This window comes from Caballeronia sp. SBC1 (assembly GCF_011493005.1).
GTDB lineage: Bacteria > Pseudomonadota > Gammaproteobacteria > Burkholderiales > Burkholderiaceae > Caballeronia.
Genome location: NZ_CP049156.1, coordinates 1,964,441 through 1,980,420, shown reverse-complemented (window position 1 = coordinate 1,980,420; position 15,980 = coordinate 1,964,441). Strand labels below are relative to the sequence as shown.

Below are 15,980 nucleotides of genomic sequence, written 5' to 3'. Positions count from 1 at the left end.
CGAGAATGAATGCCAATGCCGATCTTTCCAATGAGCTTGCGTTTGCTGAACGCGCGGCACTGATGCTGCGTGCGCGAGGAGTCGAGAAGACTTTCACGCTGCACCAGCAGGGTGGCGTGCGCATCGCTGCGCTGGGCGGTGTGTCGCTCGATGTAGAACGGGGCGAGTGTGTCGTGTTGTCGGGGCCTTCGGGTGCCGGCAAGAGCACCTTGCTGCGCTGCATGTACGGCAACTATCTGCTTACGCGTGGCACGGTTGCTATCCGCGACGACAGCAGAACATCGCGATACCTGTCGCTTTCGGATGCGCTGCCGCACGACGTGATTCGCTTGCGCCGTACTACCATGGGCTATGTGAGCCAGTTTTTACGCGCCATCCCGCGTGTGTCGTCGCTGGATCTCGTCAGCGAGCCGCTGATCTCTCGCGGCATGGACGAGGAAGACGCACGGGCACGTGCCGGCGCGCTGCTTGAACGCCTGAACGTGGCGCGGCGTCTGTGGACGCTTGCGCCGGCGACGTTCTCCGGCGGTGAACAACAACGCATCAATATCGCGCGCGGGCTGATTGCTGAACAGCCGCTGCTGCTGCTCGACGAACCCACTGCGTCGCTCGACGCCGAGAACCGGCAGGTCGTGGCGGATCTGATCGTGGAGGCACGCGAGCGGGGCGCGGCAATTGTCGGTATTTTTCATGACGAGGACACACGTGAACGTGTTGCCACTCGCGTGATCCAACTCAACGCTCCCGCCGGGCAGGCGGCAACGGCGTCAACGATTACGGAAACCTTGCAGACATGTTGATCAAAAACGCGCGCATCGTCACTCGCGATGAAGAGTTCACAGGCGTAGTACGGGTAGCGGACGGCCGTATCACCGAGGTGGCGCCTGGCACAACGTCGGTGGCCGAAGCCGAGGATTGGGGCGGCGATTATCTGTTGCCTGGACTGGTCGAGCTGCATACCGACAACATCGAAAAGCATATCGCGCCGCGACCGGGCGTGTTGTGGAACCATGACGCAGCCATCCTCGTGCACGACGCCCAAGTGGCAACGGCCGGTATTACGACGGTATTCGATGCACTCGGGATCGGCTCGCGTGGGGGCGTGGGTGTACGCGGCAAGGAAATACAGACCAACTGCGCGCGCTCGATCGAGCGGCTGGCGGGGACCGGTATGCTGCGTGTCGATCACTTCCTGCATCTGCGATGCGAAGTGGCGGCAGCGGACGTGCTTGAAGTATTCGAGGGCCTCGTTTCGCATCCGCTGTTGCGTCTTGTCTCCGTGATGGACCATACGCCGGGCCAGCGCCAATGGCACGATCCGGTGCAGTGGCGCAAGTATCAGGAGCGTCACGGCAAATGGACCGACGAACACGCGAGCACGGTGCTCAATGAACTGACTGACGACCAGCATCGGTACGCCCGGGTCCATCGCAGCGAGATTGTTGCGCGTTGCAAAGCGCTGGGTCTGCCGCTCGCGAGTCACGACGACACATCGGTCGAGCACGTGCTGGAAGCGGTGGAGGACGGCGTCGCCCTCGCCGAATTTCCGACGACGCTGGCCGCGGCGCAGGCGGCAAGGGATCATGACATTGCGACGATCATGGGTGCGCCGAACGTCGTGCGCGGCGGCTCGCACTCGGGCAATGTATCGGCGCTTGAGATGGCGCGCGCGGGGCTGCTCGACATCCTGTCGTCGGACTACGTGCCGTCGAGTTTGCTGACCGCCGTGTTCGAACTCGTCGATAAGGCGGGCTGGTCGCTGCCGCACGCTATCCGCACGATATCGTGGGCTCCGGCCAAGGCGGCTGGTCTGACGGATCGTGGCGCGATTGGCCTGGGACTCAGGGCGGATTTCGTGCGGGTCGCAATGGCAGGCCGCTTGCCGGTGCCGCGCGCTACGTTCCTTGAAGGCAGACGCGTAGCGTGATTGCAGGGCAAGGGTCGCCACGCGAGACGATCAAGCGGCATGACGGCTTTGCCCTTCGTGCCGCTGCCCAAATTATGAAAGTGGCTGAGCAGCCGATGGCGTCAGAGAACTGCCAACGTGTTGAAGACGAAGCATCCACTACTCGCGCGAGGCTGAGTGAACTGCGCGCTAAGTAAAACCTAAGTAAAACACAACGCCGATTCAAAAATCACGTCTTCGCGAAACGGACAGATGGGTTCATAGTTGAAGTCGTTAATGATGCTATGTATAGAGCCCTTGCAGCCACGTATAACGAGAGACGCCATCGTGCCCGAAGCAACTGAAAAATTCGACAGCTGGCTGGACAGGACACAAGTTGTCCGTGACGTAATCACCGCGTTCCCGCTGGCGGCAATGGCCGCTACGCTGGATCGCGATCCCGAGACGAAAAATGTACCGCCGCTATGGCACTGGCTCTATTTTTTGCCGATTACGGCCTTGTCTGAAACCGGTCCCGATGGCCACCCGAAACGCGGTGGTTTTCTGCCGCCCGTGCCGCTGCCGCGCCGGATGTGGGCGGGCGGACGCCTGACATTTCACGCGCCGCTGGTGGTTGGCGAAGAGGCAACTCGCACGTCGACCATTGTGAATATAGAAGACAAGACGGGGCGTACCGGACGGCTTGTGTTCGTGACGGTCCAGCATGAAATTGAAGCGGCCGGCGTGCTCAAGATTGAAGAAGAACACGACATTGTCTACCGCGACGAACCCGACCCTGATGGTCTCGGCATGCCGAAGAAAGAGCCTCCTGAAGCGCCCGTCGACGAGACCTTCAGCCGCGCGATTCAGACCGACCCGGTGTTGCTGTTCCGCTACTCGGCGCTGACTTTCAACGGTCACCGGATTCACTACGATCACCCCTACGTTACGCAGGAAGAGGGGTATCCGGGGTTGATCGTGCACGGTCCGTTAATCGCGACCTTGCTCGTGGATCTGGTGCGCCGTGAGTTGCCCGATGCGAACATCGCGAGCTTCGCTTTCCGCGCGCTGCGACCGACCTTCGCCCCCAATCCATTCACCGTGTGTGGCAAACCGTCGGATGACGGCCGCACGATCGAGTTATGGGCCAAAGATCATGATGGTTACCTGACCATGCGCGCTACTGCGACGCTTGCCTGACTCCCTCTAACAAAAGTCCTGATGCAGCGCGCTCACTCTGATCAGTTCCAGGACATTCGGGAAGCCCGCGCTTGTCATTGACGCCCCGCAATAGCGCAGCCTGCTCAAGAAAGTGTGAGCGCGTTGAAGCGTCGTATTCAGAATCGATCGGCCCTGAAGGGGTGCAAATCGACGAGCGGTTTTTCGCCCGTTACTAACTCCGCGATAAGCCGCCCCGTAATCGCCCCGAGCGTCAGCCCATGATGCGCGTGCCCGAATGCGAACCACAGGTCGTCATGCTTCGGCGCGGCGCCAATGATCGGCATCATGTCGGGCGTGCAGGGACGGCGGCCCATCCAGGGGGCATCGTCGAGGCGCTGTTCCAGCGGGAACAAACCGCGTGCGATCGGTTCAACCGCGTCCAGTTGCACGGGTGTCTTGCGAGCGTCGCGAAGCGCGAGCTCCGCGCCCGTAGTCAGGCGGATACCGCGTGACATCGGCGCGATCAGGTAACCGTTTTCAACATCGAGTACCGGATGGTTCAGGCGCGCGCCCGACCTCGCCGCATAGTGCATGTGGTAACCACGCTTGACGGCGAGCGGCAGGCTGTAGCCGAGCCGTTTGGTGACATCGTCCGACCAGGGCCCCATCGCGATCACGGCTGTTCGCGCGCTCAACAAACCCGCCTGCGTACTGACGCTCCAATGGTCCCTGAGCGTAGTTGCATCGCCGATAAAAAACCGTCCGCCCAGCCGATCGAAATACTGCGCGTAGGCGGTGACCAGCGCGTTCGGGTCGCTGACAGCATCGGCCGCAGTGTAGCGAAGGCCGCCTTTCAAGGACGCGTCAAGATCAGGTTCGGTCTGGCGGAGACGCGCTGGATCGAGGGCGTCGAAGCTCACGCCGAACTCGCGTTGCCAACGCTGCACGGCCTGCATTTCTGAATCTTGCTTTGCGTTCGTCCTGAACACCTTGATCCAGCCGCTCGGCAGCAGCAACGCGCTTGCGCCGGCCTCGGCAGCAAGCATCCGATGCTCCGTCACGCAATGCTCGATCAGCGTCGCGTACCAGCGCGCGATCACAGCGTGCCGCGACGGATGAGAGTTGCGCCAATACCGCCAAAGAAACGGCGCAAGCTTGAGTATGGCGTTGGGGTGATAGCGGACATCGAGCGCGGTGTTGCGGGAATACTTCAGGAGAGCGCTCAGCGCGCGCGGAAACGCGTACGGATACACCCCTTCGCGCTGGATCAGTCCCGCGTTGCCAAACGAGGTTTCGTTGCCCGGAGGCTTGCGGTCCACGAGCGCTACCGAGCGCCCGCGCTTTTGCAGATGCACCGCGATGGATACCCCTACTATGCCGCCGCCGAGCACGACGGTATCGAATTTCATGTGGTGTTCCTTGGCGGTTCAGGCGAGGGCGATCATCACCTGACTCATCCGCGCATTGGTTTGAAGACGTTGATTTCGTTTGCCATGGTTCAGACGGCCGATGTGCCGGTCGTGCCAATCGTGCTAGTCGTGTTAGTGGTGCTTTCTCTGGCCGCATTAAAAATAGGTGGCGCAGTGACGATCGACTTCAGCGCTGCCGTCGGTTGCGTCAGCTTCGATAAATCGGGTCGCGGACGGCGCAGGACTGGCGATGTTTCGAACGCTTGCTCAAGCGTATGAGCAACCGCGAGCGTCTTGTGATCGCCATGAAACGGGCCAACGATTTGCAGTCCGAATGGCATGTTGGCGTGATCGACGCCGCAAGGTATTGAGATCGCCGGATGCGTGGTCAGCGTGACAACATAGGTGAGCGCCAGCCATCGATAATAATTCTCCTGAGCGCGCCCGCCAATCTGCGCAGCATATAACTCCTGCCACGGGAACGGCGTGACCGGCGTAGTCGGCGAGAGGATCACGTCGTACTCGGCGAACGCAGATTGAAAGCGCTTGAATATGCGAGTCTGTTCGGCTTGCGCCCAGGCACTGTCGGCGAGGGTCATGCTCGCGCCCAGCTCGTAGTTCGCCCGCGTGTTGGGTCCGAGCGTGTTCGGGTCGCGTGCATAGGCATCACGCAAGCCCGCGACAAAACTCTCTGCGCGGATTACGTCGAAGCAGCGGTGGACATCACCGAGATCGAAGCTCACTGGTTCACAGGTATGGACCATCGGCTTGAGCGCCGCCATGCGCTCGCGAAAGATCTGGCGGATGTTTTCATCGACGTCGCAACTGTCGAAATCTTCCGTCCAGCCGATGCGCAACGTGCTCAGATCAAGCGCTTGCGGGATGGCAAAACTCAAGCGGTCGGACTCGTAGCCAAGCGGATCCGTCGCAGAAATGCCCGCTGTTGCAGCGAGTTGCAGGCAGGCTTCGGCCACGGTCCTGCCCATGGGGCCGACGACGGATATCGGCGTCCAGCCCAGCAGCTTGCGTGAATTCGGCACGAGTCCGGGCGATGGCCGGAAGCCAACCACGCCGCATTTCGATGCGGGTATGCGGAGCGATCCGCCGGTGTCCGACCCGGTGCAGACCGGCAGCATGTCACAGGCGAGCGCCGCTGCTGCGCCACCCGATGAACCGCCTGCATTCAGCTTGGGATTGAACGGGTTGCCGGTCGCACCCCAGACCGGATTACGCGTGTTCGCGCCCGCGCCGAGCTCCGGTACGTTGGTCTTGGCGACCAGGATCGCGCCCGCTGCGCGCAGGCGTTCGACGAGCAGGACATCGCGGGACGGGACGTTGCCGCGGGACATCGGCGAGCCGTAGGTCGTGAGAAGGCCTGCTGTATCTTCCAGGTCCTTCACGCCAAGCGGCAAGCCATGCAGCAAGCCGAGTGGTTCTCCGTTCAAGACCTGGCGCTCGGCGGTTTTAGCCGCAATGCGCGCTTCGGGGTAACACGTGGCCGTGACCGCGTTCACCGCGGGGTTGATTGCTTCGATCCGTTCGATGCAGGCATCGAGCAACTCGACCGGGGATATCTCCTTCGAGCCGATCATGCGGCGCAGTTCAACGGCAGATCGGCTGACCAATTCAGTGTTGTGACTCATGACGTCTCCTTAAACTTGTCCTTCTCGGGTTCATGTAAGCGATTGCCCGGTGCGGTCCTTCAGCCAGATTACCGGCACGAGTGAGATCGCGCAGGCCACGGCGACATACCATGCCGGCGCGAGCGGGTTGCCGGTTCGCGCCACCAGCCAGCTCGCGATGAATGGCGAGAAGCCGCCAAAAAACGATGCACTCACTACGTAGGTCAACGCAATACCGGTCGCCCTGACATGCTTCGGAAACAGCTCGGGGATCATCACGAGGACCGGCACGATCTGGCCGGCGACGAACACCGCGAGCAAGCCCGAGACAATACATAGGGCGGTCATGGAAGGGTGGCTGCCGAGGAACGCAAACGCGGGATAGACCGTCAGCAGCATGATGACACGCGAGATCACGAGCACGCGTTTGCGGGTGAAGCGGTCGGCGAGCTTGCCGGCCAGCGGCGCGGCCACGAACAGGACGAGCGAACTGACGACGCCCGATGTCACCGCCGCCGTCGGCGAAAGATGCAGTGCGCGAACCGCATGGCTCGGCAGGAAAAACGCCGTGATGTACACCGACACAGAACCGCCAAGTTCGGCGAAGGTACCGAGTATCGTCAGCTTCAGGTGCGTGGTCAGGGCAGCTTTCAACGCACTTTGAGCACGAAGCGCACCGGGTGCGCGGGGTGGTCGATTGACCAGCGTTTCTTCCAGCCGCCGGCGTATCAGCATGCCGGCCGGCGCCGCGACAATCCCAAGCAGGAACGGCAGACGCCAGCCCCACTCGAGCACAGCCTGCTTCGGCAACGCGACGTTCACCAGCGTGGCGACCAGCGCGCCGAGTGCGAGGCCAAGCGCCGTTGCCGCAAAGTTCCAGCTCGCGAAGAACGCGCGAGTCTGGTCGGTTGCATACTCGACCAGCAACGTCGTACCCGGCCCGAACTCGCCGCCGGCCGCAAAGCCCTGGATCAGCCGCGCGGCCAGCACGATCAGCGGCGCCGCCACGCCTGCGACGGCGTAGGGCGGGGCGCAGGCGATCATCGCGCAGCTCAGCGCCATCATCATGATGGTCAGCACCATCGCCTTCTTGCGGCCTACGCGGTCCGCATACGCGCCAATCACAATCCCGCCCAGCGGACGCACGACAAAACCCACGCCGAACACGCCGATCGATAGCAGGAACTGATTAACCGGCGACGCGCCCGGGAAGAAAAGCTGGCCGATCTGGATCGCGAAAAAGCTGTAGATGGTGAAGTCGTAGAACTCGAGCGCCGTGCCGACCGTGGTCGCGGCAATGACATGTGTCTTCGACAAACCGGCCTTGCCCAGTGCGAGTGTTGACACGATCAGCGTCCTTGGAGTAAGGGAGAATCGACGTGAGTTATCATATACGAGAAAAAATAATATTCTCGTATCCGACAAAAATTCTCGACTCCAGGTGCAAAGGCAAAGCGATGGCGAAAGCGGTTGTTGCGACGGCAGGAACGATGAAACGCGATGCGCCGCCGACTTTGGATCACAAGATGGTCGGTGCGCGCATTCGTGAAGCTCGCAAGGCGAGGGGGTTGACGCTGATGGAGTTGTCGGAGCGATCGGGGATTGCTGTATCGACTATTTCGAAGGCCGAACGCGGGGACATTGCGTTGACCTACGACAAGTTCGCGGCCCTCGCACATTCGCTGCAGCTTGAGTTCGACGCCATTTTCGGGCGCACGCGGCCGTTGCCCAAGGCTGCCGCACGACCGATGACACCTTCTTTCACGGCATCGGGTGAGCAGGCGATCTACGACACGCCGAACTACGAGTACGGCATGCTTGCGAGCGACCTGACCGGCAAACGCATGGTGCCAATGCGCGCGCACATCCGTGCCAGGAATGTGTCGGATTTTCCGGAGTACATCCGGCATGCGGGCGAGGAGTTTGTGTTCGTGCTCGGCGGCTCGCTGGAGTTGCGGTTCGAAGATGGCAAGGTGTTCAGGCTTGAACCCGGTGACAGTCTTTATTTCGATAGCGCGGTCGGCCACGTGTATCTGACGACGAGCCAAGACGACGCGCAAGTGCTGGTGTGTTGTGTCGATACCGACGCGAATCGTCCGGCAGACGCGATCTAGCCATTCATACAATTGCCGCTTGCGAACACATTGGTCCCAAGGTCACGGCACGCCGGTCAATGCAGCAGCCAGCGTTGCGGGAACGCCCGCACCGGCCGCTAGCTGCGGCGTTTTATGCCAGTCCGCACAACGCTGCAACGCGCGGCGCAGGTCGGCCGTCAAGCCCGTGCCCACCCGCACGCCCGGCTCGATATGCAACGACTTGAGTTCAAAAATACCTTGCGTGCGATGCGCCTTCGCATCGACCCGTCCAATCAGACGTCCTCGATGTAAGATCGGGAGTGCGAAGTAACCATACTTGCGTTTTGCGGCCGGTGTATAACACTCGATCGCGTAGTCGAATCCGAACAACGTGCTCGCGCGCTTGCGATCCCATACGACCGGATCGAATGGCGAAAGCACCGTGGTCACCGTGGACGCAAGACTGCCGGCGGCCGCACCGTCCAGTTTGTCCGCCAGGTCGCGGTGCACGAACGCATCTGCCTTCCAGTCATCAACTCGCACGGGTATCAGCTCCCCGGCGTCGGCCAGTTCGTGTAACGCTGAGGTGTAGGGACGGCGCGGCATGCGGTAATAGTCCGCTACCCAGTCGGCACGGACGATGCCTAGCGCTCGGCAAGCGCGCTTGAGTAATTCCTGCGGGACCGCATCGGCGGGCGGCAGGTCGCGCGCGTCATTCCAGCCGGGCAGCACGCGCTCGGTCACATCGTAGATCCGATGAAAATTGCGCCGTTCCGCGACCATCAGTTCGCCGGTTGCAAACAGTACTTCCAGGTGACGTTTTTCGGGTTTCCAATCCCACCAGCCGCTGCCATTGCCGCCTTCGCGAGCGAAGTCCGCCGAGCGAATCGGGCCCGTCGCCCGAATGCGTTCGAGCAGGCGCTCGATGTCGTCGCGATGTTTTGCATGCCAGTCTGCCGCGTATTTCCAGCCCATCCCGGCGGGATCAAGCATTCGGTGACGCAACAGCCCGTAGTCTTCTATTGGCACAAGACAGGCCTCGTGCGACCAGTATTCGAACAGGGAACCCTCGGCCAGATGCTCGTCGAGCCATTGCGGCTGATAGTCGCCAAGGCGGCTGAATAACACAAGGTAAGGACTGCGAGCGACCACGTGGATGGTGTCGATCTGCAACTGCGCCATGCGGCGGATTGCGTCAAGCACATCCGTTTTTGTCGCCTTGCGGCGCGGCGGCGCAAGCAGGCCTTGGGCTATCAGATGCAGAGTGCGGGCGGCCGACAGGGGGATTGTCTTCATGCGGTGGGCTCATGAGCGGAGACGCGTTGGCCGGATACGTTACCAGAGGCCCGGCTTGCTCGTGCGGTGGGATCGGGACGGTGGACCGCCTGTGTCAGCTTCAAGGAATGTCCCGACGTCCTGCCTCAGCCTTCAATTTCAAGGCACTGCATGACGCGCGGGGACAAGAGAACCGAACGAGGAGGGCCGTCATGCACCGTCGCGCGAGAGCCTCGCCCCTCATACGCACCCCTGTCCTCGCCGTCATCTAAGCATTTTCCCCTACGTGCAAATCGCTTGACTGCGAAAAAATGGCAACCTACATTTTGATCCTGTTCATACATGTACTTTTTAGAACGGATAGGTAGGTCAACTTGTTCACTGCCGTAGCACGTCCGCTATTTTTACTACCGGGGGGTATATGAAGCTGGGTCGATACGCTGCGTGTGCAGCGTTGTTGTCGTGTAGTTATGCTCATGCGGATTCTGGCGTGACGCTTTACGGTATCGTGGATGAATTCTTTCAGTACGTTAATACTGGCAATCACTACACTGCGGCCGTTGGATCGAGTTCAGAATGGGCCAGTCGTTTTGGATTAAAGGGCTCCGAGGATATTGGCGACGGCAATAAGGTCAATTTCCAACTTGAGAACGGTTTTAATCCGAACAACGGCACATTCGCTTCCACGGGCCAGATGTTCAACCGGCAGGCGTGGGTGGGTTTATCGGGTAACTGGGGTGAAGTGAGATTGGGCCGCCAAAACTCGCCAGTCTTTTACGACCAGGGTTATCTGGACGCATTCGGGGCATCGACCCAGGCGTCCGGATTCAGCAACTTGATGACCTACGTCGTGCGCACGAGTAATACCGTGTCGTACCAGTCACCGGTCATAGCGGGTCTGCAGGCCGGTGTATATGCCGGTTTTGGCGACGCGGGCGGATTGCGCTCGGCGGGTTCGAGCTATCAGGCGGATCTTCAGTACAACAGCGGGCCGATCGCCGCTACGGTGGCGTGGCAGGCCGTGAAGAACGCCACCAATTCCTCGACCGATACCGCCGTGGAGGCGGGTGCCTCCTACACCATTCAAAAGGCGACGATTTATGCCGGCTATGCCGCCAGCAGATGGACGGACATCAATCTGAATGTCAACGTTTATGGTGTTTCGGGAAAATATCAATTCACGCCCACGGTCTTTGTCGCATTAGGCTATACCGCATTGCATGATAAAACCGCTGCTGCCGATAATGCGAATCAAATTGCCGCAATGGCGCAGTATGACCTCTCCAAAAATACCAGCGTATACGGCACGATTTCCTATCTGACCAATCACAATCAGGCGTCTTATACGCTGGCGGGGTCCGCTAATCCCGGCTTGCCGCTGGCATATCCCGGCGCCAGTCCGCATGGCATCTCGATTGGTATGTTCCATAAGTTCTAGATTTCATTATTGGCTGGCCCGTGCAAAACATGTTCATACATGTATACGTAAAATTTCTGCTCTCAGGACAGAAAGGTCACCACGATCGGGGGCGCTGCAATGAAAAAGCGTTTGAACAATGTGGGCGCGTCGAAAGCGGAAATGGTCGCTGCGGCGATCCAGGATGAGATTTTGACCGGGCGCTTGCCCTACGGCGTTTTGCTGGAAAGCGAGAGTGAGTTGGTGCAGCGGTTCTCGGTCAGCCGAAACACTATTCGCAAGGGTCTCGAGGAACTGACGAACACGGGCCTGATTAGCCGCAAAGTCGGCGTGGGTTCGTTTGTCACCTATAACGGCCAGACGCTGGATAGTGCGCTCGGCTGGTCAAAGGCGCTCGAAACGGCGGATGGTGGCGCTCAAACGCGGTTGCTGCAAATCAGGGTGATCCAGGATGAAAAGCTAGCCGCTGAACTCGCGCTGGAACAACCGGCTTTTATCGCAGTGGATCGGTTGCGGGTGCTAGCAGATTCGCAGCGACCGATCTCGCTTGAACTCAGCCGGATTCCGTTCTCAGACCGGCTGGCGGACCTGCCGTTGCAAGGCCTGATCGGCGGTTCACTGAACCAGACCTTGATCGAATACGGAATGGCCGCGGATCACGGCGAAGAATGGGCAGAGGTGATCGGGCTGGAACAAGTCAACGCCGATATCCTGAAGCACCCGCCGGGCATGTCGTTCCTGCGCACCCGTCGGCTCACGCGTGACAAGCATGGAAAGCCGGTCGAATACGTGGTCAGTTTGCTTGACCCCGCCTATTTCGGATTGCACCTGGAATTTTGAAAATGCTTGAGGCGGCCGAGCAAAGACAGATGCATTGACCGCCCGGCGCGACGAGCTCGTTCGCGCATACGTGTGGTGTTCAGGCGGCCGTTGCTAATGCGCTAGGAGGTACCAGGCTTGAAAAGTCTGGCTCCTATTTATTTACTAAGGTGTATTTACTAGTTACTGCTGCAGCCTGTGCTGCTTGAGTTCAACTTGATTGTCGGGAGTCCATGAAATGGCATTGAATAAAGTATTGAGACGGGCGTTGACGTGCGCAATGGTAATGGCAACGGCCGCCCTGGCTTCTTTCGCCGCGCACGCCGAAGATGTACACGTGCTGAACTGGAAGGGGTATGGCACGGATGAGCCCTGGGCGCTCAAGGAGTTCGAAGCGAAGACCGGGTATCACGTGGTCAACGATTTCTTCAATTCCGAGCAGGAAATGCTCACCAAGCTGCGTACCAATCCGGGCGCGTACGACGTGGTGATGGTCAACAGCGCGTTCAACCAGCAAGCACGCGAACAAAACTTGCTTCAGCCCATTGATGTGACCGGGATGTCGAACGTCGCCGATCTGAACCCTAAGATGCGCCATTCACATTTGCTCGAAATTGGTGGCCAGAGCTACGGCATTCCATGGGCGTGGGGAGTGACGTCGTTTGCTGTCAACGACTCCAAGGTCCATCCTGTTCCGGACACCATCCAGGCGCTGTGGGACCCGGCGTACAAGGGCCACGTCGGCATGCGCGACGACGCTATCGAAGCAGTCCAGTTCGCAGCGCTCGCAACGGGCCAGAGCATCAACGACATCAAGAATCTCGACGCGGTCAAAGAGAAGCTCAAGGCGCTGACCGGTCAACTGAAAACGTTCTGGGGTTCAGAGAACGACTGGAACCAGTATGTGGCGTCGGGGGTGTTTTACATCTCTACGTATTGGAGCGGATCTGCCGCACGCGCCCGCAACAAGTTCAACTTGCCGGTCACCTTCGTGATCCCGAAGGAAGGCGCGATCGGCTGGCTGGATTCCCTGTCGATTCCCAAGGGTGCGCATAACGTCGCAGGCGCAAAAGCCTTTATCAATTACATGATCGATCCTGGTTTCTACACGCAGTGGGATTCGCGCGTTGGCGCACCAGTCTCGGCGAACGTCAAGGCGGTTGCCGCGTTGCCGGCCAATGCGTTCAACCGTGCGGTGCTAGCTAACCCGGCGGTGCAATCGCGGATCCAGTTTCAGGAGCCGATCACCGACGACAAGCGCAAGGCTTACCTGCAGTTGTGGCAGGAAATCAAGGCCCAGGCCGACTGACGACGTTCAAGGAAGTGCCATGAAATTTGCCCTCAGTTCGCCGCAAGGCCGACCGCTGGTTCGCGCCATGACGCTGGCCGGACCTGCCTACCTGTGGCTCCTGCTTGCGGTGTTCCTGCCATTGTCGGTCATGCTGTTCTACAGCTTCATGTCCGACGTGCCGACGAGCGGCGGCAGCTGGTCGCTGACGTTCCAGAACTACCTGACGTTCTTCGATGAACCGCTGTACCGGAAGCTGATGGTGCGTTCGCTTGGACTCAGCGCGCAGGTCACGTTGATCTGCACGGTGCTCGGTTTTCCATGCGCCTACATGCTCGCGAAGGTAATACGCGGACGTGCTCGAGAAGCGCTGTTCCTGCTGATCATCCTGCCGTTCTGGAGCAACGGACTGGTGCGCATATTCTCCTGGAACATGGTGCTGCGCAGTGGCGGATTGGTGGACTGGGTGCTCAATCATCTGTGGCCGTGGACAGTCAACACCGACCTGATGTTCTCCTATCCGGCAATCGTGATTGGACTGGTGCATTCCTACCTGCCGTATTCGGTGCTGACCGCTTACTTGAGCTTGCAGGCTATTGACGACTCCCTGGTCGAAGCCGCTCGCTCAATGGGCGCGGGACGCCTGACTATCCTGAGCCGGCTGATCCTGCCGCTCGCCATGCCGGGCATGCTGGCCGGGGCCGTGTTGACCTTCGTGCCAGTAGTGGGAGTGTTCATGGAGCCAAGGTTGCTCGGAGGGCGCAAGGGCACGTTCATTGGAACGGTTATCGAGGACCAGTTCGTTGCCGTATTCAACTGGCCGCTTGGCGCTGCATTGTCGTTCACGCTGCTGGCCCTCGTGCTGGCAATCCTGTTCGCCGGCATGCAGCTCGCGCGGAGGAAAGACAAATGAAGCAGGACAACACCATCGGATCAATCGAGCTGGACTCGCCGGCTGTCGCCAACGGGCCGCATACCCCGCGTCGCAGGACGTGGAGCGTGGGTGCAGCGCTTGGCGCTATCGGCTACGGGTACGTCGTGGCCGTGATCGGATTTCTATATCTTCCGATCCTGGTCATGGCGTTGATGTCGGCTAACGCGTCGCCGCTTTATGAGTTGCCGTTTCATTTCACCACGCACTGGTATCAGGCGCTCGCCGAGGACGGCGTGCTGAAGGCGGCGGCGTTCAGGAGCATCGAGATCGCGCTGTGGACCACGTTGTTGTCCACTGTTCTCGGCGTGATGGCGTCGCTGGCATTCTTTCGATACGACTTCGCGGGCAAGCGTTTCCTGCAAGCCATGCTGTTCCCGCCGATGGCGATCCCGTGGCTGATCACGGGCACCGCGATGCTGATCTTCTTCTTTGCGATCGGCATTGGACGCGGCTTGCACGCCATCCTGCTCGGTCACGTGGCGCTCGCGTTGCCCTACGTGATTATCGTGGTCGGCGCGCGCTTGCGCACGTTCTCTCCTGAGCTGGAACTGGCCGCCCGTTCGCTTGGCGCGAGCGGCTGGCAGATCACGTGGCGCGTGACCTTGCCTGCTATTGCACCTGGCGTGGTGGCGGGTGCCTTGTTCGCATTCGCCGTGTCGTTCGACCAGTTCGTGGTGTCGTACTTCCTGTCCAACCCGGGCGAGACCACGCTGCCAGTCGAAATCTATAGCGCGATTCGCAAGGGTTTCACACCTGAGATCAACGCAATTTCAACCATCATCATTGTCGTGTCGATGGGCACGATGTTGATCGTGTCACGGCTGTATCGATTTGGTGGAGAGCAATAATGGCCGAAGTCAACGTAATCAAGGTATCCAAGCAATACGGCGAGTCGCGTGCACTGGACGACGTTTCCATCCGTTTCGCGGAGGGCGGACTCTATGGTTTGCTCGGACCGTCCGGCAGCGGTAAAACGACGCTCCTGCGCATGATTGCCGGCTTTGTGTTCCCGGATAGCGGGCAGATCCGCATCGACGATCAGCCGGTCGAACGCTTGCCCGTGGAGCGGCGGGAGATCGGCATGGTGTTCCAGAACTATGCACTGTTCCCGAATATGAATGTGGCCGACAACGTCGCTTTCGGGCTGTCCGTGCGGCATGTGGACAAGAGCGAGATCAAGCGGCGGGTGGGTGAGGTGCTGGACCTCGTGCAACTCGGCAGCCTGCACGGGCGGCGGATCAATCAATTGTCGGGTGGCCAGCGCCAGCGCGTCGCGTTGGCGCGCGCTATTGTGACGCGCCCCCGCGTGTTGCTACTCGACGAGCCGCTGAGCGCGCTGGACAAATCTTTGCGTGTGGACATGCAGGTCGAATTGCGCCGCATCCAGCGTGATGTCGCGATCACGACCGTATTCGTCACGCACGACCAGGAAGAAGCGCTTACGTTGAGTGATCGTGTAGGTATCCTGCGCGATGGAAAATTGATCCAGGAGGCGACAGCACGCGAGCTTTACGATCATCCGGCCAGCGAGTTCGCTGCCACGTTTCTCGGCGATGCCAACATCCTCAACGGACGACTGGAGACGGGCGGCATGCGCATCAACGACGGCAGCCTGATTCGTTTCGGATCACGCTCCGCTGTATCGAATCAGACGAAGTGCGCGGTTCGTCCGGAGAAGATCGCGCTTCAGCGAGCAACGGGCGAGGCCGCGCCGAGCGCGCATAACCGGCTGACGGCGCAGGTTGCCCATCACGTCTTTGCCGGTGTGAATACAACCTATATGCTTGATTGGTGCGGGCAGCGGCTCAAGGTCCATGTGCAAAACTCCGGCGAAGACCTGATTCCGGTCGGCTCGCGAGTGACGTTGAGCTGGTCACCCGACAGTACGATCCTGGTCCACTAAGGAGCCTTCAAGATCTGCATGCCTTCTGGCGCGGGGCAGGAGCTAGTGATTCCGCTCGCCCTCGACGCTTCAGCGCGAACGCATGAAAACGTAAGGATAGCGAAAGATAAGTCGCTTGGGGGCATCGATAATCAGCGTGCACGGATCTCGTGATACCGGGGGCACGCGCACCATCAGTTATTCAATATCCCG

Annotated in this window: 14 protein-coding genes; 10 read left to right on the top strand and 4 right to left on the bottom strand. The window is 60.0% G+C overall.

Annotated elements, in window-relative coordinates:
• The first annotated feature begins 5 nt into the window (after positions 1–5).
• From phnL to SBC1_RS08725, 3 genes are all read left to right on the top strand, one after another.
• A complete protein-coding gene (phnL, locus tag SBC1_RS08735; protein ID WP_165090862.1) occupies positions 6–800 on the top strand; it encodes a phosphonate C-P lyase system protein PhnL in 795 nt (264 codons plus the stop codon).
• Positions 794–1,927, top strand: coding sequence for an alpha-D-ribose 1-methylphosphonate 5-triphosphate diphosphatase (locus SBC1_RS08730; protein WP_165090859.1), 1,134 nt, complete (start codon positions 794–796; stop codon positions 1,925–1,927). The genes phnL and SBC1_RS08730 overlap by 7 nt, the downstream gene beginning before the upstream one ends.
• A gap of 306 nt (positions 1,928–2,233) precedes the next feature.
• Positions 2,234–3,085: a MaoC family dehydratase N-terminal domain-containing protein gene (locus SBC1_RS08725; RefSeq protein ID WP_165090856.1), complete on the top strand. Its 852-nt coding sequence runs from the start codon at positions 2,234–2,236 to the stop codon at positions 3,083–3,085.
• A 137-nt stretch (positions 3,086–3,222) separates the two neighbouring features.
• Here SBC1_RS08725 and SBC1_RS08720 read toward each other — a convergent pair whose 3' ends face one another.
• The 3 genes from SBC1_RS08720 to SBC1_RS08710 form a co-directional block, all read right to left on the bottom strand.
• Positions 3,223–4,455, bottom strand: a complete 1,233-nt coding sequence (locus tag SBC1_RS08720; protein ID WP_165090853.1) for an FAD-binding oxidoreductase — start codon at positions 4,453–4,455, stop codon at positions 3,223–3,225.
• An 89-nt stretch (positions 4,456–4,544) separates the two neighbouring features.
• Positions 4,545–6,098 (bottom strand): amidase, encoded by a 1,554-nt coding sequence (locus tag SBC1_RS08715; protein WP_165987564.1) that lies wholly within the window; start codon positions 6,096–6,098, stop codon positions 4,545–4,547.
• Between the two features lie 30 nt (positions 6,099–6,128).
• Positions 6,129–7,424: an MFS transporter gene (locus SBC1_RS08710; protein ID WP_165090843.1), complete on the bottom strand. Its 1,296-nt coding sequence runs from the start codon at positions 7,422–7,424 to the stop codon at positions 6,129–6,131.
• A 110-nt stretch (positions 7,425–7,534) separates the two neighbouring features.
• On the opposite strand from SBC1_RS08710, the gene SBC1_RS08705 reads away from it, so the two are divergent.
• The gene (locus SBC1_RS08705; RefSeq protein ID WP_206365943.1) at positions 7,535–8,191 is read left to right on the top strand and encodes a helix-turn-helix domain-containing protein; all 657 of its coding nucleotides are present in this window, start codon (positions 7,535–7,537) and stop codon (positions 8,189–8,191) included.
• Positions 8,192–8,233: 42 nt separating this feature from the next.
• On the opposite strand, the gene SBC1_RS08700 is transcribed toward SBC1_RS08705, so the two are convergent.
• Positions 8,234–9,448: a winged helix-turn-helix domain-containing protein gene (locus SBC1_RS08700; RefSeq protein ID WP_165987562.1), complete on the bottom strand. Its 1,215-nt coding sequence runs from the start codon at positions 9,446–9,448 to the stop codon at positions 8,234–8,236.
• Between the two features lie 469 nt (positions 9,449–9,917).
• Between SBC1_RS08700 and SBC1_RS08695 the strand changes: the two genes are divergently transcribed.
• The 6 genes from SBC1_RS08695 (at position 9,918) to SBC1_RS08670 (ending at position 15,788) form a co-directional block, all read left to right on the top strand.
• A complete protein-coding gene (locus SBC1_RS08695) occupies positions 9,918–10,865 on the top strand; it encodes a porin (RefSeq protein ID WP_371826749.1) in 948 nt (315 codons plus the stop codon).
• 99 nt (positions 10,866–10,964) lie between these two features.
• Positions 10,965–11,684 carry a GntR family transcriptional regulator gene (locus SBC1_RS08690; protein WP_165090831.1) on the top strand — a complete coding sequence of 240 codons (720 nt, stop codon included), beginning with the start codon at positions 10,965–10,967 and terminating at the stop codon, positions 11,682–11,684.
• 217 nt (positions 11,685–11,901) lie between these two features.
• Positions 11,902–12,972: a PotD/PotF family extracellular solute-binding protein gene (locus tag SBC1_RS08685; protein WP_206365942.1), complete on the top strand. Its 1,071-nt coding sequence runs from the start codon at positions 11,902–11,904 to the stop codon at positions 12,970–12,972.
• A 19-nt stretch (positions 12,973–12,991) separates the two neighbouring features.
• A complete protein-coding gene (locus SBC1_RS08680) occupies positions 12,992–13,864 on the top strand; it encodes an ABC transporter permease (protein ID WP_165090825.1) in 873 nt (290 codons plus the stop codon).
• A complete protein-coding gene (locus SBC1_RS08675) occupies positions 13,861–14,733 on the top strand; it encodes an ABC transporter permease (protein ID WP_165090822.1) in 873 nt (290 codons plus the stop codon). Before SBC1_RS08680 ends, SBC1_RS08675 begins: the two co-directional genes overlap by 4 nt.
• Positions 14,733–15,788 carry an ABC transporter ATP-binding protein gene (locus SBC1_RS08670; protein ID WP_165090816.1) on the top strand — a complete coding sequence of 352 codons (1,056 nt, stop codon included), beginning with the start codon at positions 14,733–14,735 and terminating at the stop codon, positions 15,786–15,788. Before SBC1_RS08675 ends, SBC1_RS08670 begins: the two co-directional genes overlap by 1 nt.
• The last annotated feature ends 192 nt before the right edge of the window (positions 15,789–15,980 follow it).